This window comes from Streptomyces fulvorobeus (genome assembly GCF_013167895.1).
Classification (GTDB): Bacteria; Actinomycetota; Actinomycetes; order Streptomycetales; family Streptomycetaceae; genus Streptomyces; species Streptomyces fulvorobeus.
Window position 1 is genome coordinate 425,195 of sequence record NZ_BLWC01000001.1, and the last position, 23,526, is coordinate 448,720.

Below are 23,526 nucleotides of genomic sequence, written 5' to 3' on the forward strand. Positions count from 1 at the left end.
GTTCACCGGGGTCGTGACCAGGCCGTCACCGGGGAACCCTGGGGCGTGGCCGGCTGGAGGCCCGCCGAGGCAGGGCTGTCCACCGCGCCCGGGAGGCCCGTCGAGACCGGCCCGTCCACCGTGACCGGGGTGTCGAACCCGCCGAGGGCCCGGCGGACCTCGTCCGTCTGGAGCTGGGCCGCCGGGCTGTTCCCGGCGGGCACCACCCGGACCTCGGGCAGCTGCGACAAGGTGTCGTGCAGGCTGTCGCGCACACCGATCTCGGCGCTGCCGGGCGGCTGGGAACCACGCAGAGCGGCGAGGTCTCGCAACGCCTGCTCGCGGACCTCGGCCGGACCCTGGTGGACCTGGTGCCACAGGGCGTTCTCGGCGGCGGTCACCGGCAGCGGGCCCGGAACGTGGAGCGGCGGAGCCTGGGTGGTGTACGGCGGAGGGCTCTCCGCGACGTACGGCGGAGGCGACTGGCTGTCCGCGGAGGAGGCGGAGAGGACCGGGGGCGGCTGACTCCCGGTGGCGTCCCCGGGACCGGTGTTCCGGCTGACGACCGGCGGCGGCATCGTGGGCGCGGGGCCACCAGCGCCCGTGGTGTCCGTGCGTGCGGGGTCCACGGTACGGTCCGGGCCGTCACCGGACCCCGCGGAATCCGCGGTGTCTGCGGTGTCTGCGGTGTCTGCGGTGTCTGCGGTGTCTGCGGTGTCTGCGGACACGGTCGGTGGTTGGTGGCGCAGCTTGTCGATGGCGTGGCGCAGTTCGGCGGCGCTGTTCACGGCGGTGTCACTGAGTGTGGCCTCGACCAGGCTGCTGATGCCCGCGCCGACGAAGGTGGACCAACTGGTGGACCAGTCGCCCTCGAAGGCGCCCTTGATCAGGATCTCCGCGAGCGCCTCGCCGGAGCCGGCGGCGAGGAAGTCGGTTGTCCCCTTGAGCCCGTAGTGGCCGGCCAGCGCTCCCGGCCGGTCGGCGTTGTCGCGCAACAGCTGGTTGTTCCGCCACAGTTCGGTGTTGTTCCGGAAGGAGAGCGGGTCGTTGCGGAAGGTGACCGGCACGTTGTCCGGGGGATTGGGTCCGTTCCCGTACGGGGTGGGATCGGGGCGGGCCCCGGAAGGGCTGTCGCGGTCGGGGCCCGGGGCGGGGTCCGGCCTGCGGTCCGGGCCGTTGCCGGGGAGGTCGAGGTTCTTCAGGTCGGGGTTGTTCTTGAAGTCGAGGTCCGGCCCGTTCTTCAGGAAGTTGCTGTCGAAACTCCTGACGATGCTTCTCGCGAAGCTGTCGAAGACGCTGGTGAAGAAGCCCGCCGCGGCGCCGAACGCCGCGGACTTGAGGACGTCGTTCCAGTCGATGCCGTCAGGGCGACGGCCCTCCGGGGCGAAGTTCATCATCGCCAGCCGCACCGCGAAGGTCGTGAATGCCTCGGCGAACGCCTCGGTCAGCGAGGGCGCGAGGTGCAACCGCTGGAGCAGGTGGCTGAGCGTGGTGAGGATGAAGAACCGGCTGCGCATCTTGGCCAGCATGATCTGGCTGGCCGAGGCCCCTCCGGTGAAGAAGGACAGCGCCAGATAGATGGCGATCTCGATGAGCAGCCGGATGATCTCGGCGATGACCTGCCACTTGGACTCCATGATGTCCATGGAGGTCTTGCGCCGGCCCTCGGCGATCTTGTCGAGCTGCTCGGCGAAGTCGCGCAGGTAGTTCTTGCCGCCGTCGTCGATGAGCATGCCCATCGCCTTGCCGTAGGACCTGGCCAGGTCGTCCGGCATGGACTCACCGATGTCGTGGATCGACTTGTCGATCAGCGAGGACAGCCTCTCCAGCTTGCGTCCCAGGCCGGAGTAGGGACGACGGCTGTCGAAGGCGAGGTCCTCGTCCGCGTCCATGAGCCTCTCCCCGGTGAGGATGAAGATCATCGCGTTGACCTCGGGCGACACCTGGATGCTCATCGGTGGCCGTCCCGGAGTCCGCGCGGGCAGGACGGAGCGGCCGCTCCCGGCGTCGTGCGGGAACGGCCTGCGGCGCGGAGGTCAGCGCCGGCCATGCCCGCCCGGGCCGTTGCCGAGTCCGCCGGTGTCGATGCGGTTGGTGCCCTGCTCGACGTTCTCGATGTTGCGGTCCCGGGTGTCCTTCATCATCCGGACCTGGCCGACCGTGGCGTCCGTGATGCCCACCAGGGCGTCACGGATGGACATCATGGTGTCCTTGGTGGTCTGGCGTTCCTTCTGCTCCTGCGGCCTGGCCTTCTCCGCGAACTCGCCTTCCGTGCCGGGCCAGCTCACCGTGGGAGCCAGTTCGTCGAGGAACTCCTCGGTCATGCTCCTGGTCAGGGTGCCGATCTCCTCCAGCTGCCGCGCCAGTGCCTCGATGCGATGCGGGTCCGCGTAGTACCGCTGTCCCATCGTCAGTCCTCACCCTCGTCACCGATCGCGTCCCGCCAGGCGGGGGACGCCTGAGCACCACGTGCTGTGTCACCGTCGTCCTCGCGCAGCACCTCGGGACCGAAGATCCGCTCCCAGTCCATCTCGAAACCCTTCAGCTCCGGCACGGTGGCGCTGGGCTCGGTGAAGGGCGCCATCACCTTCATCACGTGCCGGTTCATCTTCAGCCGGGCCGCGCCCGCCGCCTCCAGCACGCTGGTGGCCAACTCCTGCGGTGACATGTCGCGGTACTTGTTCTCCAGGAAGTCGATCCCGGTCAGCTCGCCCTGCGGGCCCGCCGTGGCCCGTACCGCGCGGTCGGACGAGAGCGCCGCGAACGACGCGGTCCGCAGCTCGCGCTCGGTGCGCGCGACCGCCTCCTGGGCCGCCTGAAGTTCGACCATGGCCTTCTCCAGGCGCTTCTCCAGCGGTTCCGCCATGCTCCGCTCCCTCCCTCTGCGTCGGTCTACCGGTATGTCGGGACACCCTCGCGTGCGGTCGCCCTCCATCGGGCCGGGCGCGTCCGGTCCCGGACTCCGGTCCTTCAACTGCTCGGTTGATCCTGCCTGGTGAGCGACGCGCCGCGTGAGCCGGGGTCCTCTCCGCACGGCGGCGCGCCCCGCGTGAGCGGTGATCACCGGCCGATCACGGACGGTGTGCCGCCCTCCTCGGTGCCCCAGACGTCGGCGTCCTCCTCCAGGTAGTCGGCGGAGGTGGTGGGCCTGCGGCCCGGCTCGGCCTCCTCCTCGCGGGAATCCCCGCCGGTGGTCGTCACCCGGGAGGCCGGGGCCAGGAAGGTGTCACTGTCCTCCTGCCGGTTCCACGGGCTGCGCCGACGGCGGTTGCGGCGCTCGCTCTCCTCGGCCGCGTCGACCAGGACGGCACGCACCCGCTCGCCGTTGCCCTTCTCGGCGCCCCCGCCCATGCCGCCCATGCCTCCGCCCATCGGCATGCCGGGGCTGCCGGGCATGCCCGGGGAGCCCGGGGCACCGCCGCCGGCACCCGCCCCGGCCGCGGCGAGCGTAGCGCCCGCGCCGGCGGCGCTGTCCGAGAGAGGGGCGACCCCGCCGCCACCGTCCAGCGAGACGGAGCCGGCGCCAAAGAGGCCGCCGCCCGAGGCCGCGGCGCCCACCTGGCCAGCGCCGAGGCCCAGCTCGGAGAACGCGAGGTCCCGGCTGGTCGTGCCACCGCCACCGGTTCCGCTGCCGCCACCGGACCCGCCGAAGCCGCTCGGATCGGTGAGGCCACCGAGGCCGTTGAGGCCGTCGAGACTGCCCAGATCGTCGAGCGCGTCCGAACTGTTCAGTCCGACCGAGGTGTTGAGGTCCTTGAGGTCCACCGTCTCCGTCCTGCCCTGCGGGTCGGTGATGGTGGCGACGCCCGTGTCCGGGTCGATGACGTGCTTGGTGCCGTCAGGGAAGGTGGTGTTCAGCAGGCCGTTGTCCAGGAAGGTGGTGGAGCCGTCCGGGTTGGTCACCTTCGCCCCGTGGGTGAGATCGGTGACCACCGTGGAGCCGTCCGGCCCGGTACTGGTGAGCATTCCGCTCTCCGGGGCGAAGACGGCCTTGCCGCCGTCCGCGAACGTGGTGGCGAAGCCCTCGTCGACGAGCGCGGTGTGCCCACCGGTCGGGGTCTCGATGCCGTCGATGGAGCCGGGATCTCCCAGGTCCCCGAGACCGTTGGCGCCGTTCAGATCACCGAGGTCGCCGAGGTTCCGGGTGGTGGTCGTACCGTCCGGCGCGGTGGAGGTGGCCAGACCCGTCGACGGGTCGACGACCTGAGTGGTGCCGTCAGGGAACGTCGTCGTCAGCTTCCCGTCGTCACCGAGCGACGTGACCGACCCGTCCGGATTCGTCACCCGCCCACCGTCACCCAAGTCCTGCGTGGTGACACTGCCGTCCGGATGCGTGGTGGTCAGCAGACCACTGTCCGGGTCGAACTCCGCACTGCTGCCGTCCGGGAACTCAGTGGTCAGAGAACCACCCTCACCCAGCTGCGTAGTACCCCCGGTCGGAGTCTCCAGTTCGGACCGGCCGCCGTTGATGTCGCCCAGATCACCGAGGTCATCGACCGAGGTGGTGGGCACGTCGGTGTTGATATCCCCGAGATCTCCCAGGTCCCCGAGACCGTTGGCGCCGTTCAGGCCACCGAGGTCCCCGAGGTTCTGGGTGGTGGTCGTACCGTCCGGCGCGGTGGAGGTGGCCAGACCCGTCGACGGGTCGACGACCTGAGTGGTGCCGTCAGGGAACGTCGTCGTCAGCTTCCCGTCGTCACCGAGCGACGTGACCGACCCGTCCGGATTCGTCACCCGCCCACCGTCACCCAAGTCCTGCGTGGTGACACTGCCGTCCGGATGCGTGGTGGTCAGCAGACCACTGTCCGGGTCGAACTCCGCACTGCTGCCGTCCGGGAACTCAGTGGTCAGAGAACCACCCTCACCCAGCTGCGTAGTGCCCCCGGTCGGAGTCTCCAGCGCGCCGCCTGCCCCGTCGTTCAGGCCACCGAGACTGCCGAGGTTCTGGGTGATCGCCTCGTTGGCCGCGTCAGCGGCGTTCTTCGTCCCGCCGGGGCCGTTGTTGAGGTTGCCGAGGCTGCCGAGGTTCTGGGTGAGGGGCGGTACGACACCCGTGGGCGACTGGTTCTCGGCGCCGGGACCGTTCAGGTCGCCGAGGTTGCCGAGCTCCTCGGTGATCGTGCTGTTCAGATCGTCGGCGCCACCCTGGCCGTTGAGGTTGCCGCCGCTCTCGGTCACCGGGATGTTCAGCAGCTCGTCGAGGCTGCCGAGATTCTGCTCACCGCCCGCGCCGGGATCATTGATCCCGCCGAGGCTCTCCTCCATGGCCTTCTGCTGCTCCTCGGCCTCGCGCTTGGCCTCTTCCTGCTGGAGCCGCTGTTCCTCGCGCAGCTCGTCCTGGTACTTCTTGTCCTCGTCACGCTGCTGGTTCTGCTCGTTCCGCAGCTCGTCCTGGAGGTTCTTGGCCTCCTCCTGTTCGAGCCGCTGCTCCTCACGCAGCTCGTCCTGATACTTCTTGTCCTCGTCACGCTGCTGGTTCTGCTCGTTCCGCAGCTCGTCCTGGAGGTTCTTGGCCTCCTCCTGTTCGAGCCGCTGCTCCTCGCGCAGCTCGTCCTGGTACCTCTTGTCCTCCTCGCGCTGCTGCTTCTGCTCCTCGCGCAGCTCGTCCTGGTACCTCTTGTCCTCCTCGCGCTGCTGCTCCTGTTCCTCGCGCAGCTCGTCCTGGTACCTCCTGTTCTCCTCGTTCTGCCGGTTGATCTCCTCCTTCTCCTCCTCCAGCTTCCTCTCCTGGTAGTCCTCCGACGCCGTGCTGGTCGACTTCGGCCGGGGCACGCTGTCGGAGAAGGTCTCGCCCAGCTCCAGGAAGTGGTTGTTCAGGGCCGACTGCACCTGGGCGGCGGGCTTGCCCAGGTACTCGTCGACGCCCTGGGTCCAGATCTTGACCGCCTTGTCGCCGACCTTCGCCCAGTTCGCGATGTCCGTGAGGTCGCCGTACTCGGGGTGCACCTGGGAGAACCCGCCCTGCGGGCTGTGGCGGACGGTCGTGGAGTAGCGGCTCGTGGTCGACGTGATGTCCGTCTTGGCCACGTTGTTGGCGTCCACCCACTGCGCGAGGTCGTCCAGGACGTAGCGCAGCACCTGGTGCGGGTCGTAGTACGAGGACTTGGCCCAGGTCAGCCACGCGTCCAGCAGCTTGTCCGCGGAGTCCACCAGGTACGAGCGGCCCAGGGAGAGGGCGCGCGAGTACACCGTGCCGCCGGTTCCGGTCGCGTCTCCGGTACCGGCCGCGGAGTCGAAGGTCTCGACGTAACTGTCGTAGTTCTCGCGGATCTTCTTCAGCAGGCTGCGGAAGACCTCCGCGGCCTCGCCCTTCCAGCTGGCGTCGTCCCGGGAGAAGCGGTCCTCCCAGTCCTTGAGCACCGTGGCGTGGTCCCTGAAGAACTTGGCCGCGAAGTCGAACGACTCGCCGGTGGTGGTGAAGGAGTTCAGGTCCACCGCGTCGGTCCCGCTCACACCCAGGTTGCTGAAACGGGCGTCCTGGGTGCTGCCGCCCAGCAGTCCGAGGAGCGCCGCCCGCGGACCGTTCATGTACCGGGCGAGGGGGATGGTGCTCATCTTGTCCTTGTTGTAGTCCGTGAACTCAGCGCCTTCACGGACCTGCGCGTCGTGGACGTTGTCCGAGCCGGGGTCGGCGAAGCGGACCTCGTCACCGACTTTCACCCGGCCCTCGAAGACGATCCGGGCCTGCATGATCGACCGCTTCTTGCCGCTGTCGAAAAACCAGATGTCGTAGTCCTCGCCCTTGTTCGTCAGGAAGCCGGAGTCCTTGACGAGCAGGCTGAGGCTGCGCTCCTTGATGTCCATCCGGAAGAGCTTGCCGCCGTGGTCCGACCGGAGCGTGTCGAAGACGGTGTTGCGGTCCGGGACCGGGTAGCCGGTGATGTGCGTGACCAGAGTGGCCCAGGTGTCGGTCGACGAGTCGCCCGCGTTGTCGAACTTGTCGAGGTTGGCGACGGAGTTGGGATCGTACCGATCGGCCACCGGGCGCCCTTTCTGGTCGGTTGTCGTCCGTGTCGGCGCACGGTCTCTTCGGGTGGGTGTGCGGCGGGCCGGCCCTCACCCGTGGGCCTGCCCGGCGGCCGGGGAACCGCCGGTGCGCGCGGAGGGGGTCAGGTGCTTTCTGTCTCCGGCGATCCGCTGGTGAGCGTGTCGACCTCGTCGAAGGTCTGCAGCAAGGTCTGGGCGTCGATCGCGTCCAGGTTCTTGTCCTTGGTCTTGTTGGCCTCCTCGATGGTGTCGGTGAGCGCCTCCTTCAGCTCCTTGAAGAGCTCCATCTGGTCGCCCAGCAGCTTGTCGATGGCCTCGGCCGCGGTGCGGACGCCCTCGATCAGCTTCGGACCCGAGACCAGGGGCTCGGTGACCATCTTGCCGATGCGCAGGAGCTGCTTGTCCTGGGCGAGGTTGTCCGGGGTGGTGTGACCGTCGACGAGGTGGCCCAGGGGCCGGATGTGCGCACCGTCGCCGTCCTCGCGGTGCTTCTTCGCGGCGGTGTACACCGGCTGCACCTCGTGGTCCCGGAAGTTCTCCATCTGCTTGAGGTCAAAATGCTTGACGTCGGCCTTCTCACCGGCCATGGGACGTCCTCCTGCCCTTCGCTACCGGTCGGGGGAACGGGCCGGCCGGGCGAAGTGGAGTCCCGGCCGGGACTTTGGGCCTCGCGTGCGGATCGTGCCGGGGCAGGTGTGCCCCGGCACAATCCGGACGACGGAGCTCAGCGGGCCCGTACGTTGCCCCAGTTGTCGGCGCTCCTGCGCTCGTCGCGTGAGTGGTTGTCGTGGATGCTCTGGACCAGATCACCGCTGTCGCCGAGGAGGAGGGCCATGTTCTTGGTGGCCTGGTCCCACTCCGCCTGCACTCCGCGGTACATGTTCTGGTCGTCACCCTCCCAGGACATCACGAGCGGCTTCAGCTCGTCCTCCAGGTTGTTGAGGGTCGTGATGATCTGCTGGGTCTGGCCCTTCAGCTCCTCAATCGCGTTCCGGACCGTGGAGTACTGCACATCGATGATGCCGTCGGCCATGACGTCTCCTCTCGGGGGGCCGGGCGCCAAGGCCCGGGTAGCTCACGGGTTCCCGCCTCCGCGAGGGGGCCGGGTACCGCGGCGGGGTGGGTGCCGCAGGGGGGTGGGTCAGCGCAGTGCTTCGAAGACACCCTGGCTGGTCTTGCTGTTGAGCACCTCGGTCAGGTCCTGGTTCTCCTTCGCCAGGCGGTCCGCCGAGGTGACGTTCTCCTGGAGCGCGTCGATCATCTTGCTGATCTGGACGACGACCTTCTGCGCCTCGGAGTTCCAGCTGCGGAACAGCTTCATCAGGGCCTGGCCCTCGTCACCGCCGACACCCGAACGCGCGGCGACCTCAGCCACGTTGTTCTGGATCTTCTCGACCGCGGCCCGGGCCGACTCCAGGGAGGAGACACCTCCCAAGCCCTTGGCATAGTCCGCTTTCCTGCCGGAACCGTCCGCCATGTCACGCTCCCTTCGTTCAGGCGAGTCCCCTCGCACCGTTGTCCGCCGAGGCTAAAGAGAATCCACTGCCCGGCGCAACGTATCGGGGGAAGATTTGAGGATAGGTCAGCTCGGCATAATCCTTACACGGCAAAGGAGTTGTCCAATGGTTTCCGCGAAATGAACGTACGGACCCGCCCGGACGGAGCGATGGGGCGCCAACTCCCCCTGGCGACTTCCGGGGTGCGGACGCCGAGGAGAACTTGAGCTAATTCTGAGGTTTCTCTTCGCACTCGGTCCGCGTGGAATCGCCTCTCGGTGACGGGAGTTCAGCCGACCGTCACACGACGCCTCTTCCACCTTTCTCTTTCATCGGCCCGTATGCGACGTTTGCCTGCGTTCAGGGCGCGGAACCGATGGTTTCGGCCACACCGGGAGCGCCCTCCGAGGCCGGCTGGGCCGCCTCCTTCTCCTGCCCCGCGCCCTTCCGCCCGTCCTCCCCCGTGCCGGTTCCGCACCGCGGAGCCGTGACCTTGGTCCCCGCCGCGCCGGAGGCGGCTGCCGGGTCCAGATCGGCGCCGGTCGGCAGGGCCGCCAGCAGCGGTGCGGGGACCGAGCTGATGTCCCCGTCCGCGTAGCCGAGCGCCGCCAGGGAGTCCTTGGCCGTGACGCGGTACTTCACCCCGTTCTCCGCCACCAGATAGGTGGTTCCGGCGTGCGCGGCGCCGCTCGCGTGCAGGGCCCGGACCAGGGCTCCGCGCCCTGGCCGTACCACCGTGGCGTCCGTCCGGACGCAGGCCGCCTTCAGCGGCTGAGCCGTGCCCTCCGACACCGCGACCGGGCCGAGCGCGTCCAGCGGGACCAGCACCGACCTGATCCGGGCGCCGGCGTCGTCGCCGTCCACCTGCGCGCAGAGCGCGGTACCGCGCGGTGCCGGCTGCGGGGCCGGTGGCGCGTCCGGCAGCTCCGCGGAGCCGATGGTGTCCGAGCCCTTCGCCCCGTGCTCACGCAGCGCGTCCGCGCCGACCGCGCGCACCTGAGGCGACTTCCCCCCGTAGGCGTCCTTCTGAGTGGCCGGGTCGCCCAGCACCAGGGCTGCGGCGAGCCGGGTCAGCGGTACCAGGCCGTCCTCGCGCAGCAGGTGGTACGTGCTCCCGCCGCCGGGCACGCTCACCGCGAACACCTGGCCGATCCGGCCGGCTTCGCCACCGAGCACCGGCCCCTCTTCCCCGCGCCCCACGACCTCGGGCGGTTCCAGGGCCGGGCCGGGTGCCAGCGCGTCGAGGAAGGCCGCCGAGACAGGCATGGGCTGCTCGGAGCCGTACCCGAGAGCGTTACGGGCGTCGGACGCGCGGTCCAGCGCCAGTCTGCTGCCCCGCCACACCAGGTACTCGGTGCGGTCCGGTCCGCGTACCAGCACCCCTCGGTCAGCGCCGATCCCGCGCGAGTCCAGCGGTGCCCCGGCGACCAGCGTGGTGGCCCCCGGCCTCTCCACGCCGGTGCCCGTCACGGCGCCGGAGGTACTGGGCACCGCCCCGTCCGGCCCGGTGACGCACATGTGCCACGCGCCGTCGTCGAGCTGACCGGGCACGGGGAGGGCGTCCGGTGCGCCGGGGATGCCGGCCGGGGACCCCACAGGGACGTCCTTCAGCGAGGCGGTGGCCACGTCCACGGTCGCCAGGTCGGAGCCGCCGATCAGGCGCGCCGACGCGTAGTTGCGCACCGGGTGCAGCACGCCGTCCGTACCGGTCCACAGGTACCGGGCACCGGTGTCGCGGTTGACCACCAGATGCCTCTCCTGACGCCAGCCGTCGTTCCCGCCGGGGCGCAGCAACCCGTACACGACGGCGCCCGCGCCGATCAGGACGGTCACCAGTACGCCGAAGACCACGCCCCGGGTGGTGCGTCCCAGCGGACTCTCCGGGGCGTCCGGGTCGGCCGTCAGCAGGCCCGAGCTGAGCCTGCCCATCATGAAAGTGTGGGCCTGTACCTGGTCGCGCTTGGACTGCACAGCCTCTCCTCAACTCGTATCCCATGGGCCGGCGTACGGCCGCGCTCAGCCGAACAGACCGCGCAGCCAGCCGAAAAGACCCGCCACCCACAGGCTGAGCGGCAGCAGCGCGACGGCGAGGCCGGTGTGTGCCAGCTCCGCCGCACGCCCCCAGTACGGCAGCACCCGGCGGCCGGGCACCGTCCAGGACGCGGTCACGAGTGCGGCCGCCACGGCGAGCAGCACCCCGAACACCACCAGGCGGCCGTCCGCGTCACTGTCCACCGCCCAGGCCCGGGCCAGCAGCAGCAGCCCCCAGACCCCGGGCAGGGCCAGGGTCAGCCGCTGACCGATGTGCACCAGTCCCCGGCTGTGCAGGAGCAGCAGGAGGCTCAGCGCGAGCCCGGCGAGCACCTCGGGCAGGTCCGGGTCGTCGGCGAGGATGGCCAGGGCGGCCGCGGCGATGGTGCCGGTGACGGCGAAGAGCGCGGTGACCCAGCGCCCGGCCAGTTCGGTGCGCTGGGCGACCTCGTCGCCCGCGTAGGGGTCGATGCCCTCCTGGAGCTGGCCGACGTTGGACGGCAGCGCCGGCATCCGCATCCCGGCCAGCTTGAAGGCGAACGGCGCGACCGCCCCTGCGCCGAGCGCGACCACCGTCGCCACCAGCACCACCGCGGCCGGCACGTCCAGGCCGGTGTACCCCATCAGGGCCCCGGCGGTCGCGGCAGCCGCCGCGACCGCCGCGGTGGCCAGCAGGGCCGGGGCCCCGACCGCGGTGGCGGCGAGCGCGAGGACCGCGCCGCCCGCGCCCGCGGCGCCCGCCGCCAGCAGCCGGGCGCCCGCCACCTGCCCCGCGTCGGGCCCGGACAGGTCGCCGCCGGGCAGCACCCAGCCGGTCACTGCCAGGCACGGGGCGACGAGCAGGCCGAGCGCCGTCGCGGAGACGCGGTCGCCGACCGCCCGGCTGGCGGAGGCCGCGCCCGCGAGCAGGAGCAGCCCGACGACGGCCGCGCAGGCCGCACGGGAGGCGCCGGAACCGGTCGTCACACCCGGCCGGAACACCAGCACGAGAGCGGCCACCACGGTCGCCACCGCGGCGCCCACCAGCAGGCCGCGGGCCGCTTCGGGCGACCAGGTGTGCAGCCGGCGGCCCACGGTCTCCGCCATGCCCTCCACCAGGTCGTCGAGCCGCGCCTCGGGCAGCGCCTCGGTGTGCGGACGCAGATAGAGCACCGCGCCGTCGGCCAGCCCCGCGCGGGCCAGAGTGGTCTCCTCGTCGAGCGGGGCGTCGCCCAGTCGCTGGAGTACCCAGCCGGCGTGGTCGAGTCCGGCCTCCTCGGCCTCCTCGCCGACGTAACGCAGCAGTGTGGGCAGCAGATCGGCGACCGGCACGTCCGCGGGCACCGACAGATCGATGCTGACGCTCGGTGCACGTACGGTCAGGCGGCACGATTCGGCCACGGCGCTGTCGGTCATCAGCAGAGCTCTCGTCTTCCGGAAGGCTTTGACAGGAGGACTTCCCCCGCGAGAGGGGATGTGCGAACGATACGGAGGACCGCCCCGGCCGGGTACCGGCGGCCCGCACCGGGAAATTGCCCCCGCGGGTCCGGCAACGACCACCCCCGCGTGGACAGTTCGCGTTCCGTGAATGCACACTACTGCCTACGACCACCGGGTCGTGCTGCGCACCGGGCTCCAGATATCCGGTATGTGGTTGACCGCCAAGGAAGTTGACCGCCCCGCCATCCGCTCGAAACATTCATCCGGTGTTCACCGTGCCACGCGCGACCCGGAGAAACGGCGTGATGCGGCCTTTTCCACCACCGGGTGCGCCGGAATTCGGTGCGGGCCGGAAAGTCAGTGAACCGGAGGATCTGTTCCCTTGAGTGTCGTGCTGTTCCGCCGCCCGGCCCGCAGGCGCGGGCCGGAGATGCCCGAAGGCCAGTTGACCCTCCAGGAACCGCCGGTCCTCGCCGAGACGGTCCCCGACACCTCGGCCATCTGGACCTATCTGCCGATGGCTCTGATGTCGGTGTCGATGATGCTGATGTTCCTGCGCCCGGGCGGAGGCAACGGCGTCTTCATGTACCTGGCGATGGGTGTCATGGCACTCTCCGCGGGTGCCATGCTGCTGGGACAGCTGATGCGCCGCTCCAGCGAGCGCAAGCAGCGTCTGACGGGTGAACGCCGCGACTACCTGCGCTATCTGGCGCAGATCCGCAAGCGGGTCCGCACGACCATCACGGAACAGCAGCGGGCGCTCGCCTGGCGCCACCCGGAGCCCGCTTCGCTCCGCTCGCTGGCCCGCACGTCTCGGCTGTGGGAACGCCGCCCGGCGGACGAGGACTTCGGTGAGGTCCGGCTCGCGGTCGGCGAGCAGCAACTCGCCCTCACCCTGAACCCGGTCACCACCCGCCCGGTGGAGGACCTCGAACCCCTCTGCGCGCATGCCCTGCGCCGCTTCGTCCGCGCCTACTCCACCATCCCGGGACAGCCCCTCGGGCTCTATCTGCGTTCCTCGGCCCGGATTCTGCTGCGCCCCGAGGAGACACCCGGCCGGCAGCCCGCCGAGCCGGGCACTCCGCCGGCCGGGGAGGGCGGCGCGGAGCCGGGCGAGGGCCCCGGCGCGGAAGCGGTACGCGCCCTGGTGCGGGCCGTGCTCGGACAGCTCGCGGTGTTCCACGCGCCCGAGGAGCTGTGGATCGCCCTCTGCGTCAGCGACGAGCGGCGGCCTGACTGGGAGTGGGCCAAGTGGCTCCCGCACACCCTGGACCCGTACGAGGAGGACGGCGCGGGCCAGGCCCGCCGGATCACCGCCGACCTCACCGAGCTCGACGACCTGCTCGGCGCCGACTTCGCCGAGCGCCCCGGCTTCGATCCGGAAGCCCGCCCCAGCCGCGACGAGCCGTACACGGTCGTCCTCCTGGACGGCGTCACCGTGCCCGAGGGCCACCGCTGGGAGGGGCACGGCTACCGCAACGCCCTGGCCCTGGACATATCCGGGGCGCTGCGTTGGCGCCCCGGCCGCAACACGCTGCGGCTCACCGTCGACCCCGGCCAGGTCAACCTGGTACGCACCGACCGCAGCCGCAAGGAACGCTCCGTGCCACTCGGCCGCCCCGACCGGCTCGGCCTCCTCGGCGCGGAGTCGCTGGCCCGGCTCCTCAGTCCCCGGCGGATGAGTCTGGGCACCGACATCGCCCAGCCGATGGACACCGACGTCGAGCTGACCACCCTGCTCGGCATCCCCGACCTTCACCGGCACGACCCGCACACGCTCTTCAACCGGCACACGGGCTCCGCCCGGCTGCGGGTACCGATCGCGGTCGGGGTGGACGGCCGGCCGGTGGACCTCGACATCAAGGAGTCCGCGCAGGGCGGGTCGGGCCCGCACGGCATGCTCATCGGCGCCACCGGTTCCGGCAAGAGCGAGCTCCTGCGCACCATCGTCCTCGGCCTCGCCCTGACCAACTCCTCCGAGACGCTCAACTTCATCCTGGTCGACTTCAAGGGCGGCGCCACCTTCCTCGGCCTGGAGGAACTCCCGCACACCTCCGCCGTCATCACCAACCTCGCCGACGAAGTCGCTCTGGTCGAACGCATGCAGGACGCCCTGCACGGTGAACTGATCCGCCGCCAGGAACTGCTGCGCTCCGCCGGCAACTACACATCCGCCCTGGAGTACGAGCGGGCCCGCGCCGGGGGCGCCGCCCTCACCCCGCTGCCCAGTCTCTTCGTGGTGGTCGACGAGTTCAGTGAACTTCTCTCCGCGCACCGCGAGTTCATGGACCTCTTCGTGATGATCGGCCGCCTCGGCCGCTCCCTGGGGGTGCACCTGCTGCTCGCGTCGCAGCGCCTGGACGAGGGCCGTATGCACCAGCTCGAAAGCCACCTGTCGTACCGCATCGGCCTGCGCACCTTCTCCGCCATGGAGAGCCGCGGCGTGCTGGGCGTCCCGGACGCCTACGAGCTGCCGGCCCAGCCCGGCAGCGGCTATCTCAAGTCCGGTGTGGAGTCCCTGACCCGGTTCCGCGCCGCCTACTCGTCCGGCACGTACCGGCGCCGCACCGGCGCGGTGGTGCAGGCCCGGGTGGCGAGCCAGGTGGTGCCGTGGACCAGCGGCTGGGTGGTGCCGCGCACCCTGGACCCCTCGACCGAGCCGGAGCCGGAGACCGAGGAGACGGGCGACGAGGAGGCCCTGCTCGACGTGGCCCTGGACCGGCTGCGCGGCTCGGGCCCCGCCGCCCACCAGGTGTGGCTGCCACCTCTGGCGGAGCCCTCCCCGCTGGACGTCCTGCTGCCCGGGATCGCTCCCGATCCGGAGCGCGGACTCAGCGCGGCCGGCTGGCCGGGCACCGGCAGGCTGCGGGTCCCGCTCGGCCTCGTGGACAAGCCCTTCGACCAGCGCCGCGACCCGCTGGTGGTGGACCTGTCAGGAGCCGGCGGCCACGTCGCCGTCGCGGGCGGTTCACAGAGCGGCAAGTCCACCCTCGCCCGCACACTGATCGCGGCCCTCGCCCTCACCCACACCCCGGCCGAGGTCCAGTTCTACTGCCTCGACTTCGGCGGCGGCGGCCTCTCCCAGCTCGCCGCCCTTCCGCACGTCGGCGGCGTCGCGGCGCGGCTCAACCCGGAGCGGGTGCACCGGACCGTCGCCGAGGTGATGACGCTGCTCGCCCACCGCGAGCAGCTCTTCGTGGACCACACGCTCGACTCCATGCAGTCCTACCGCCGCCGCCGGGCCGCCGGCGAGTTCGCCGACGAACCCTTCGGCGACGTGTTCATGGTGGTCGACGGCTGGTCCACGGTCCGCCAGGACTACGACGACCTGATCCCGAAGTTCAACGAACTCGCCGCCCGCGGCCTCAACTACGGCATCCACCTGATCATCACGACCACCCGCTGGGTGGAGTTGTCCGCCCAGGTCCGGGACCAGGCCGGTACCCGTCTGGAACTGCGGATGGGTGACCCGATGGACTCCGAGATCGACACCCGCAAGGCCCGTTCGGTGCCGCGCAGCGGTGGCCGCGGCATCACCGCCGACAGCAAGATGCACTTCCTCGCCGGCCTGCCACGGCTGGACGGCAGCGGCTCCCTGGAGGATCTCGGCGACGGTGTCACGCACCTGGTCGCCGAAGTCTCCCGGCACTGGCCGGGAGCACCCGCCCCGCAGGTCCGGATGTTGCCGCACCGGCTCCCGCTCGCCGAACTCCCGGCGCCCGAGCCCACCGAGGGCGGCGGCATGCGTATCGCGCTCGGTATCGACCAGGACGCCCTGGCACCTGTCTGGCACGACTTCAGCCGTACCCCCCACCTGATCGTGGTCGGCGACACCGAGAGCGGCAAGACCAACCTGCTGCGCGGTATCACCCAGGGCATCACCACCCGCTACACCCCGGAGGAGGCGAAGATCATCGCGGTGGACTTCCGCCGTACTCTGGTGGACGCCGTCCCCGAGGAGTACCGCATCGGGCACGTGATCTCCATGGACAACCTCAAGGAGACCGTCGAGGGGGCGGCCCGCGCGATGAAGGGCCGCGTCCCCGGTGCCGACATCGCACCCGCCCGTATGCGCCGGTGCGACTGGTGGACGGGCCCCCGCCTGTTCATCCTGGTCGACGACTACGACATGGTCGCCGGCAACTCCTTCCAGAGTCCTTTCGAGCCGCTGTTCGAGAATCTGACCCTCGGCTTCGAGATGGGCCTGCACCTGGTCGTCGCCCGCAGCGCCATGGGTGCCGGCCGGGGCCTCAGCGACGGGCTCATCCGCCGGCTCGACGAGGCCAACAACCCCGCGGTCCTGCTCTCCTGCCCGCCCACGGAAGGCCGCCTCTTCGGCGACGCGAAGCCGCTCAACCTGCCGCCGGGACGGGCCCTCCACATCGCTCGCCGCCGGCCGCGGCTGATGCAGACGGCGCTGGCGGAGGAGAGCCGGGGACAGCAGGACTGAGAGGACCCGGGAACGGCACCCTCCTGAGATACCTCGGGAGGGTGCCTCCGTCAGGACCTCAGCTCATTCCGTCGCCGTTCCGGCCGCTCCCGCCGGACGCCATCCCCGGGCGCGGGCCCGGGAAAGGGCGAAGCCGGCCCAGAGGACGGTGCAGACACCCGCGGAGCCGAGAAGGACCAGGAGCAGGGCCCGGCCGGTGGCACGGTCGGCGGCTGAGGTGTCGCGGACGGTCACGGGGTCCGCGGCGCGCTCGACGCCGAGGGACGTGGCGGGAGCGCCGAGCACGGTGGTGACCGCGGCGTAGGCGTCGAGCTGGGGGATGTCGGCGGGGTAGGCGGTGGCGGTCAGCCGGCGGATGACCTCCTCGGGCGAGTCCTCGGGATGGACAGCGCGGACGGCCGCTGCGGCCCCCGCGGCGTAGGCGGTGGCCACCGGCACACCGCCGCCGAGGTAGTGGCCTTCGCCCCGCGGGCCGCCGGAGACCACGCCCGCGCCCGGGGCGGCCACGTCGATGCCCTCGGTGGGCAGGGAGCCGTCCGGGCGGCCACCGCCGGGAAGCATGTCGGCGACCGAGAGGACGCCCGGTTCACCGGCCGGCCAGTAGGTGCGGGACGGGATGGGGTCGGCAGCGCCGCGGGCCGGCGGGTCAGGGGTCGCCGCGGCGACCACCACCGCGCCCGCGCGGCGGGCCTCGGCGACGGCGCCGCTCAGCGCCGCGTCCTGCCGGGGCAGGGCCACCATGACCGCGATCACCTCGGCCCCGGCCTCGGCCGCCGCTCGCAGTGCCTCCACGACAAGGGCGGAGCTCGCCTGTCCGCGCCGGTCGGTGCCCCGCAGGGCCAGGATCTTCGCGCCCGGGGCGACCCCGGCCAGCCGGGGGCTGTCCCCGCCGGTCCCGGCGATCAGCCCGGCCAGGAACGTGCCCTGGCCGACGCAGTCGTCCCCGGCCGTACCCGGGGCGGTGACCCGGCCGCTGAGCCCTGCCGCGTCGGGATCGACACCGGTGCCGATCAGCGCGACGGTCACCCCGGCGCCGGTGCTGTGCCGGTGCAGCCGGTCCAGGTCGAGGCGCTGGCGCGACCAGTCCTGCTTCTGCGCCTTCGCCCGGGAGGCGGGGGTGCAGACCACCTCATCCGCCTCGGGATCCAGGGCGGAGGGCATGCCCGGAAGTTCCTGGCCCTTCTTTTCCTCGGCCGCGGGGGGACGCGAGGGGGCGCCGCCTGCGCGGGCACGGCCGTGGGCAGCAGGAGAGCGGCGGCCAGGCCGGCGCCGGACAGCAGGCGTGCGGTGGGCGTCATCGGGGTGCCACCTGCGGTGCCGCGACCGTGACGTCGGCGGGGAGGAGGACACGCAGGTCGTCCAGGGTGGGCGCGGCCAGCGAACTGATCCGCCCCGCCTGGCGTGTGACCATCGACTCGACCACCTGACGGGCCAGCCGGGCGTTGCCGAAGGACCGGTCCCGGGGCACCGCGTCGAAGTACTCCTGGAGCAGCGGGCCGGTGCCGGGCCCGCACTCGTACCCCATGGCCGCTGCCTGGGTCCGCACGATGGTGACCAGCTCCTCCGAGGAGTAGTCGGCGAAGGCGATCCGGCGCGGGAAGCGGGAGGAGAGGCCCGGGTTTGAGCCGAGGAAGCGCTCCATCTCGTCGGTGTAACCGGCGACGATGACGACGACCTCGTCGCGGTGGTCCTCCATCAGCTTCAGCAGGGTGTCCACCGCTTCCTGGCCGAAGTCGGGGCCGCCGCCGCGCGGGGTGAGGGTGTACGCCTCGTCGATGAAGAGCACGCCGCCGCGGGCCCGTTCGAAGACCTCACGGGTCAGCTGGGCGGTGTGGCCGATGTAGCGGCCGACCAGGTCGGCGCGGGCGGCCTCGACCAGCTGGCCCCGGTCGAGGACGCCCAGCTGGGTCAGGACCTCCCCGTAGAGGCGGGCGACGGTCGTCTTGCCGGTGCCGGGCGGGCCGGTGAAGACCAGGTGGTTGCTGAGCGAGGGGACCGGCAGCCCGGCCGCGGCACGGTGGCGGGCCGTGGTGATGAGGTTGACGAGATCCGCGACCTCGCGCTTCACCCCGGCCAGGCCGATCATGTCTCCGAGCCGGGTCAACGGGTCGTCGTCCGGCACGGAGGGACCGGCGGCAGTGGCGGCGGCGGTGGCCGACACGTCGTCCGGCAGCAGCAGCCGCAGGTCGTGCTCGCTGACCTGGGGCTGCTCGGAGAGCCGGACCGCCTGCCTGTCCACCATCTCCTCGAACACACCGCGCGCGGCACGGCCGTTACCGAAACCGGCGCCCCGTGGCATCGCCTCGAAGTGCGCGGCCAGAGCGGCCGCTGTGCCCTCACCCAGCTCGTACTGGTGCTGCCCGCACATGCTCTCCATGATCGCGACCAGGTCGGGCACCGAGTAGTTCTCGAACTCGATGGTCCGCGAGAAGCGGGAGGCCAGGCCCGGGTTGGAGCCGAGGAAGGATTCCATCTCGCGCGAGTAGCCGGCCGCGACCACCACCACGTCGTCGCGGTGGTCCTCCATCAGTTTCAGCAGCGTGTCCACCGACTCGCGGCCGAAGTCGGCGCCGCCGTTGCCGCTGTCGGAGGTGAGCGTGTACGCCTCGTCGACGAACAGCACGCCGCCGAGCGCTCGCTGGAACGCCTCGGTGGTCTTGATGGCGGTGCCGCCGACGATCTGCGCTACCAGGTCGGCCCGCGAGACCTCCACCAGGTGTCCGCTGCGCAGCGAGCCCAGTTCGGCCAGGATCGCCCCGTAGAGACGGGCGACGGTGGTCTTTCCGGTTCCGGGCGGCCCGGCGAAGACGAGGTGCCTGCTCATCGGCGGGGCCGACATGCCGAGCTGTTCGCGGCGCTGGGCGAGCTGGGTCAGGTTGACCAGGGTGCGTACCTGGTGCTTCACGTTCTCCAGGCCGATCAGCGCGTTGAGTGCGCCGAGCGGGCCGTCCGCGCGGTCCGGCGGGGGCGCGTCAGCGGCGCCGGAGCCGGCCGGGTCGGTGTTCTCCGCGCTGCCGGTGCCCCACGCGTCCCGTTTGCCGTTTCCCGTGCTGTTCAGACCCTCGACCGCGAGCCGTTCGCCGGCCTCGGTCTGCACCAGGCCACCGCCCTGGTTCTCCCGGGCGACACAGTTGACGAACGAGACCGGCGCGGTGGACTCCACCCGGAAGCCGTCCTGGGCGCCACCGGTGGCCTCGCACCCGCTGAGTGAGGCGAGCGCGCCCGCCTGGAGCAGGAAGCCGTGGCCCTTTGAGGCGTGTACGGCGGTGCGGTTGGCGGTCAGCTCGCCGCCCGGGGCGACCACCACGCCCTCCTCGCCGGAGATCTCGACGCGGAAGTCGCGGACGGTGACGTTGCCGCCGTCCTCCACGATCAGGCCGCTGGTGGCGGCGTCAAAGACCCCGCCACCGGCCAGGTAGAGGGTGCTGCCGGAGGCCACGCGTACCCCCGCGCCCTTCGGGCGGACGATCTCGCAGTCCTCGACGCGGCCCCTGGCGTCCTTGGCCGCCGCGATGCCGTCACCGGACGGCTCCACCAGCCGCGCCCGGCGCAGCATGGGACCGGCGCCGCCGAGCACCGCGACCGCGGGCGAGCCGCCGATCACCTCCAGGCGGTCCAGTTCCGGCGCCGAGCCCTCCTCCAGGAGCAGAGCGGGCCCGTCCCCTGCACGGACCGTCAAGCCGGTCAGCGCCGGGGACGCGGCCCCCGCGACCCGCAGCGCCGCGCCCTGCGCACTGTCCACCCAGCAGTCCTCGAACGTTCCGCGCGACCGGTCGGTGACCAGCACGCCGTGGCCGCGGACGCGCGAGACGCGGCAGCGGCGCAGCACCGGGTCGGTGCCTGCGGCCAGCGTGATCCCGTTGCCGGATGCGCCGGTGACGCGGACGTCCTCCAGTGTCGTACGGCCCGCGCTGCTCAGGTGCACGCCGGTGCTGGTGTCGTGCACCACGGTACGGAGCACGGAGACCGCGGAGTTCTGTTCCAGGGCGATGGAGGGCTTGTCGGTGGAGGAGATGTCGCAGTCCTCGACGCTGCCACGGCTCTCGCCGTTGGCGAGCAGGCCGTTGCCGCGGGCGTCGCGCACCGTGCAGTCACGGATGCGGGCCTCGCCCTGTTCGGCGAGGACCAGGCCGCTGGTGCCCAGGTGTTCGAGCGTGCAGGACTCCACGGTGGTGGGCGTGGTGGAGGTGACCACGACGCCCGCGCCCTGCGGGTTGCTCACCCGGCAGTTCCGCAGGGCGAGGGAACCCGTCCCCCGGCCAGCAACGCCGCCCAGGCCGCGCCGATGATCTCGCAGCCGTCGAACGCGGCCTGCCCGCGCCGCACGTCCACGGCCGGAAGCTCGGCGTCACCGCCCCGCAGGGTCAGCTCGGAGAACATCACGGCGTCGGCGCGCAGCGCGACCACGCTGCCCGAACGCGGCCGGATCTCCACCGTTCCCCGCCCTTCGGCGGCGGTGACGGTGACCCTGGTCTGGATCACCAGGTTCTCCGCGTACGTCCCGGGCCGGACGCTGATGAGCGCCCCCGTGCGGGCCGCGGCGAGTGCCTCACCTATCGTCCGATAGCGGTCCGTGGGACCGACCGACAGTACCTGGCGCGACACGCACCAACCTCCTTGCTACGCGAGCGTCTTGATCGAACGCCACCCTTTGCGGGGGGCGCGGGCCGCCGGTGCCATCATGCCTCGTCCCCGGTACGTGCGGGTTTCGGGACCGGTGCTCCCGGCGTGGAGGCGTTCCGGTCAGACGCTCCACTTCTGGTTGTCGGCTCCGTTGCAGCTCCACAGCTGCAAGGCGGTCCCGCGGTTCCGGTTGCTGTCCCTGATATCGACACACATGCCGACGACGGTGTTGACGAGGTCGTGGCTGCCGTTCAGGACGAACTGCTGGGCGGCGTTGCCGTTGCACCACGTGATCTGGATGGGAGTGCCGTTGCCGAAGTGCGCGTTGGCCACGTCCAGACACTTGTCCTTGATGCGGATGGTGCCGTCCGACGCGAACCGCCACAGCTGCGCCTCGGAGTTGTTGCAGTCCCACACGTGCAGCGCCTTGCCGTCGCTGAAGTCGTGGGCGGGTACGTCGACGCAGCGGCCCGAGAGATGGCTGCGCAGGGAGACGGGGGCACTGAAGGTGACTCCGGATGCCGCCTTCGCCGGCTGGTCGGCGGCACTGCCGGAACGCTTCTGCACGCTCCGTCTCTCCGGCTTGTCCTCCGGTTCGGCCGCCTTCGCCGGCGGCTTCTCGGCGCCTGCCGGCTTCTTCGGCGCGCTCTTGGGTTCGGGAGCCTTCGCCGGCGGGTCCTGGGCCGCTTCCGGCGCCGGGGCCTGCTTCACCGGCTTCCGGGGCGCGGGCTCGCCGGTGCCCTTCTTCTTGTCGTCCTCCGGAGAACCCTTCTCGGGCGGGGACACCGCGAACTCCCCCGGCGCCTCCGGCGCGCTCCCGTCGAGCACGGTCCCCGCCGCCGCCACTGACGGCTGCCCGGGGCCCTCGTCGTCGTTCCCGGCGAGTACCAGGAACGGCACCGACACGAGCAGTGCTCCGGCCACCGCCGCCCCGGCCAGTACCGCCTTGCCCGGCCGTCCCACCGTCGCGGCCTGCTGGGGGCGGCCGATCGCGGTGGCGGTCATGGTCCGCACGAGCGCCGGCAGCCTGCTGCGGGCGGCGGCCGTGGCGCCGGGTGCCGCATCGGACTCGGGCCCGGCGGGCTCCGAGGTCGCGGACCCGGCAGGCTCCGAGGTCGCCGGCCCGGCCGCCCGGTCCTCTCCGGGCGCGCTCTCGCCCTCACCGGGCTTCTCCTCGGGCCGGACGGGTCCTTCCGCGGGCTCCGCGGCCTTCGGGTGCTCCGGGGCCCGCGTACCCGTACGCGTGGTCTCCGCGGCCTGCGGCCCGGTCCCGGCCTCCGCGGGCTCGGGTCCGGCGGGGGCGGCGGCCGTGCCGGTCGCGGCCGGCCCCTCGGAAGCGGGCGGTTGCTGGGACGGACGCGTCACGGGGTTCTCCCTGTGGTGTGGGGCCAGGGTTCGGATGGACGGTCGGCACGGTCCGCCGAAGAGGCGGCCGGCGTAGCGCCGGGGGCGCCCTCCGCCGCGGTGACCGTGGCGGGGGAGACCCGCGCGCCGCCCTCGGCGGGCACCGGGCCGGTCAGGCTGTCCGCCGGCACGAACAGCGGGGCCACAGCACCGGGGTTGACCATCAGCATGGTGCCGGAGCCTTTCAGTGAGTGGGCCAGTTCGCGTGCCGGCAAGGTGTCATGGTGAAGTGCATCGGACATGAACTCATGGGTCGGCGAGGTGAACAACAGGACCGCCGGCGCACCGTCCCGCCCGGCGGCCGTGAGCGGCCCGCCGTCCGGTCCGCGCACCACGGTGACGTCCGACTCCGCGAGCGCCGTGAGCGCGGCTTCCACCGAGCCGTAGCCGGTGGCGGCTCGCTGCGCCGCGGCGTCCACCGGATCGGTGGGCTCGGGCCAGCCGAGCACCCGCGCCGAAGGCCGGTACGCGGGATTGGCACGGTACTCCCCCACGCTCCCGCTCCCGTCCGACTGCCACTCCCCCAGCACCGCCCACTCGGGCGGCGGCCGCTCCTCGGTCCACTCCGGGTCCACCACCCCGACCCAGTGCCCCGGCGCCCTGCGGGCGGCAGCCCTTACGGCCTCGGGTATGCCGGAGGTGTCCGCGCTGTCGGCGGGACCGGCGGTGTCCGGGGCGGGTGACACGGGGTCCGCGGCCGGGCCGGTGGCCCCGGAGATGACGGACGGGGCGTCGCTCAAGTCCTTCTGCCGTTCTCCGGGACGCATCTCCACCTGAACTCTTGGGTCTTCACGCACTCCCAGGTGCCGCGTCACATGCGTTCGCACGCGGGCACCCATCAGATCGTGGAGTCGACAGGATGTCACACGAGCCCTGCCCGCGGGAGCTCGGGGAAGATCCTTACGGAGGTCTCCGTGCACGTGTTCCCTGTGCGAACCATGGACGTTCCGCCAGCAGTTGGGCGCGAGAGGACAAAGCGGCGGAGGCGTCCGGGGGTGGGAACGGCCACCGCCCCCATCACGGGCTACGTTGATACGCCGTCGGCCCCTTCCACGTGCGGCGCCTTCCGGCCCGTGTTCCGGGCGGGGCCGTACGGGAACGCCTCGCAGCGCGGCAAGGCGTCGGGCCGTGCCAAAC

At 71.7% G+C, this 23,526-nt stretch carries 12 protein-coding genes and 2 pseudogenes; 1 reads left to right on the forward strand and 13 read right to left on the reverse strand.

Annotated elements, in window-relative coordinates:
• Positions 1 to 2: 2 nt before the first annotated feature.
• From Sfulv_RS31710 to eccD, 9 genes are all read right to left on the reverse strand, one after another.
• On the reverse strand, positions 3 to 1,934 hold the full coding sequence (locus Sfulv_RS31710; RefSeq protein ID WP_173310646.1) for a WXG100-like domain-containing protein: 1,932 nt from the start codon (positions 1,932 to 1,934) through the stop codon (positions 3 to 5).
• Between the two features lie 81 nt (positions 1,935 to 2,015).
• Positions 2,016 to 2,387, reverse strand: coding sequence for a hypothetical protein (locus tag Sfulv_RS01865; protein WP_173310648.1), 372 nt, complete (start codon positions 2,385 to 2,387; stop codon positions 2,016 to 2,018).
• Positions 2,388 to 2,389: 2 nt separating this feature from the next.
• Entirely contained in the window at positions 2,390 to 2,845 is a 456-nt protein-coding gene (locus tag Sfulv_RS01870) for a YbaB/EbfC family nucleoid-associated protein (RefSeq protein ID WP_173310650.1), read from the reverse strand.
• Positions 2,846 to 3,039: 194 nt separating this feature from the next.
• Positions 3,040 to 6,960: an AAWKG family protein gene (locus Sfulv_RS01875; RefSeq protein WP_173310652.1), complete on the reverse strand. Its 3,921-nt coding sequence runs from the start codon at positions 6,958 to 6,960 to the stop codon at positions 3,040 to 3,042.
• A 128-nt stretch (positions 6,961 to 7,088) separates the two neighbouring features.
• Positions 7,089 to 7,553: a type VII secretion system-associated protein gene (locus Sfulv_RS01880; protein ID WP_173310654.1), complete on the reverse strand. Its 465-nt coding sequence runs from the start codon at positions 7,551 to 7,553 to the stop codon at positions 7,089 to 7,091.
• Between the two features lie 137 nt (positions 7,554 to 7,690).
• Positions 7,691 to 7,999, reverse strand: coding sequence for a WXG100 family type VII secretion target (locus tag Sfulv_RS01885; RefSeq protein ID WP_173310656.1), 309 nt, complete (start codon positions 7,997 to 7,999; stop codon positions 7,691 to 7,693).
• Between the two features lie 108 nt (positions 8,000 to 8,107).
• Positions 8,108 to 8,443, reverse strand: a complete 336-nt coding sequence (locus tag Sfulv_RS01890) for a hypothetical protein (protein ID WP_173310659.1) — start codon at positions 8,441 to 8,443, stop codon at positions 8,108 to 8,110.
• A gap of 379 nt (positions 8,444 to 8,822) precedes the next feature.
• A complete protein-coding gene (gene eccB, locus Sfulv_RS01895; RefSeq protein WP_173310660.1) occupies positions 8,823 to 10,433 on the reverse strand; it encodes a type VII secretion protein EccB in 1,611 nt (536 codons plus the stop codon).
• A gap of 45 nt (positions 10,434 to 10,478) precedes the next feature.
• Positions 10,479 to 11,888 carry a type VII secretion integral membrane protein EccD gene (gene eccD / locus Sfulv_RS01900; RefSeq protein WP_173310662.1) on the reverse strand — a complete coding sequence of 470 codons (1,410 nt, stop codon included), beginning with the start codon at positions 11,886 to 11,888 and terminating at the stop codon, positions 10,479 to 10,481.
• A gap of 406 nt (positions 11,889 to 12,294) precedes the next feature.
• Between eccD and eccCa the strand changes: the two genes are divergently transcribed.
• A complete protein-coding gene (eccCa, locus tag Sfulv_RS01905; protein ID WP_246352988.1) occupies positions 12,295 to 16,362 on the forward strand; it encodes a type VII secretion protein EccCa in 4,068 nt (1,355 codons plus the stop codon).
• Between the two features lie 63 nt (positions 16,363 to 16,425).
• On the opposite strand, the pseudogene Sfulv_RS01910 reads toward eccCa, so the two are convergent.
• The 4 genes and pseudogenes from Sfulv_RS01910 to Sfulv_RS01925 all read right to left on the reverse strand — a co-directional run bounded on the left by Sfulv_RS01910 (position 16,426) and on the right by Sfulv_RS01925 (position 23,156).
• Positions 16,426 to 17,660, reverse strand: a pseudogene (locus Sfulv_RS01910) (S8 family serine peptidase).
• Positions 17,657 to 20,967, reverse strand: a pseudogene (locus Sfulv_RS01915) (right-handed parallel beta-helix repeat-containing protein). The pseudogenes Sfulv_RS01910 and Sfulv_RS01915 overlap by 4 nt, the downstream one beginning before the upstream one ends.
• Positions 20,968 to 21,105: 138 nt before the next feature.
• The gene (locus Sfulv_RS01920; RefSeq protein ID WP_173310664.1) at positions 21,106 to 22,350 is read right to left on the reverse strand and encodes an RICIN domain-containing protein; all 1,245 of its coding nucleotides are present in this window, start codon (positions 22,348 to 22,350) and stop codon (positions 21,106 to 21,108) included.
• Positions 22,347 to 23,156, reverse strand: a complete 810-nt coding sequence (locus Sfulv_RS01925) for a type VII secretion system-associated protein (RefSeq protein WP_173310666.1) — start codon at positions 23,154 to 23,156, stop codon at positions 22,347 to 22,349. The genes Sfulv_RS01920 and Sfulv_RS01925 overlap by 4 nt, the downstream gene beginning before the upstream one ends.
• Positions 23,157 to 23,526 lie beyond the last annotated feature (370 nt).

What these genes read in the sequence shown, in the direction of transcription:
- Sfulv_RS01885 (WP_173310656.1), bottom strand. Translation starts at nt 7,999, where the DNA reads ATGGCCGACGGCATCATCGATGTGCAGTACTCCACGGTCCGGAACGCG.
- Sfulv_RS01880 (WP_173310654.1), bottom strand. Translation starts at nt 7,553, where the DNA reads ATGGCCGGTGAGAAGGCCGACGTCAAGCATTTTGACCTCAAGCAGATG.
- Sfulv_RS01890 (WP_173310659.1), bottom strand. Translation starts at nt 8,443, where the DNA reads ATGGCGGACGGTTCCGGCAGGAAAGCGGACTATGCCAAGGGCTTGGGA.
- Sfulv_RS01865 (WP_173310648.1), bottom strand. Translation starts at nt 2,387, where the DNA reads ATGGGACAGCGGTACTACGCGGACCCGCATCGCATCGAGGCACTGGCG.
- eccD (WP_173310662.1), bottom strand. Translation starts at nt 11,888, where the DNA reads ATGACCGACAGCGCCGTGGCCGAATCGTGCCGCCTGACCGTACGTGCA.
- Sfulv_RS01870 (WP_173310650.1), bottom strand. Translation starts at nt 2,845, where the DNA reads ATGGCGGAACCGCTGGAGAAGCGCCTGGAGAAGGCCATGGTCGAACTT.
- Sfulv_RS31710 (WP_173310646.1), bottom strand. Translation starts at nt 1,934, where the DNA reads ATGAGCATCCAGGTGTCGCCCGAGGTCAACGCGATGATCTTCATCCTC.
- Sfulv_RS01925 (WP_173310666.1), bottom strand. Translation starts at nt 23,156, where the DNA reads ATGCGTCCCGGAGAACGGCAGAAGGACTTGAGCGACGCCCCGTCCGTC.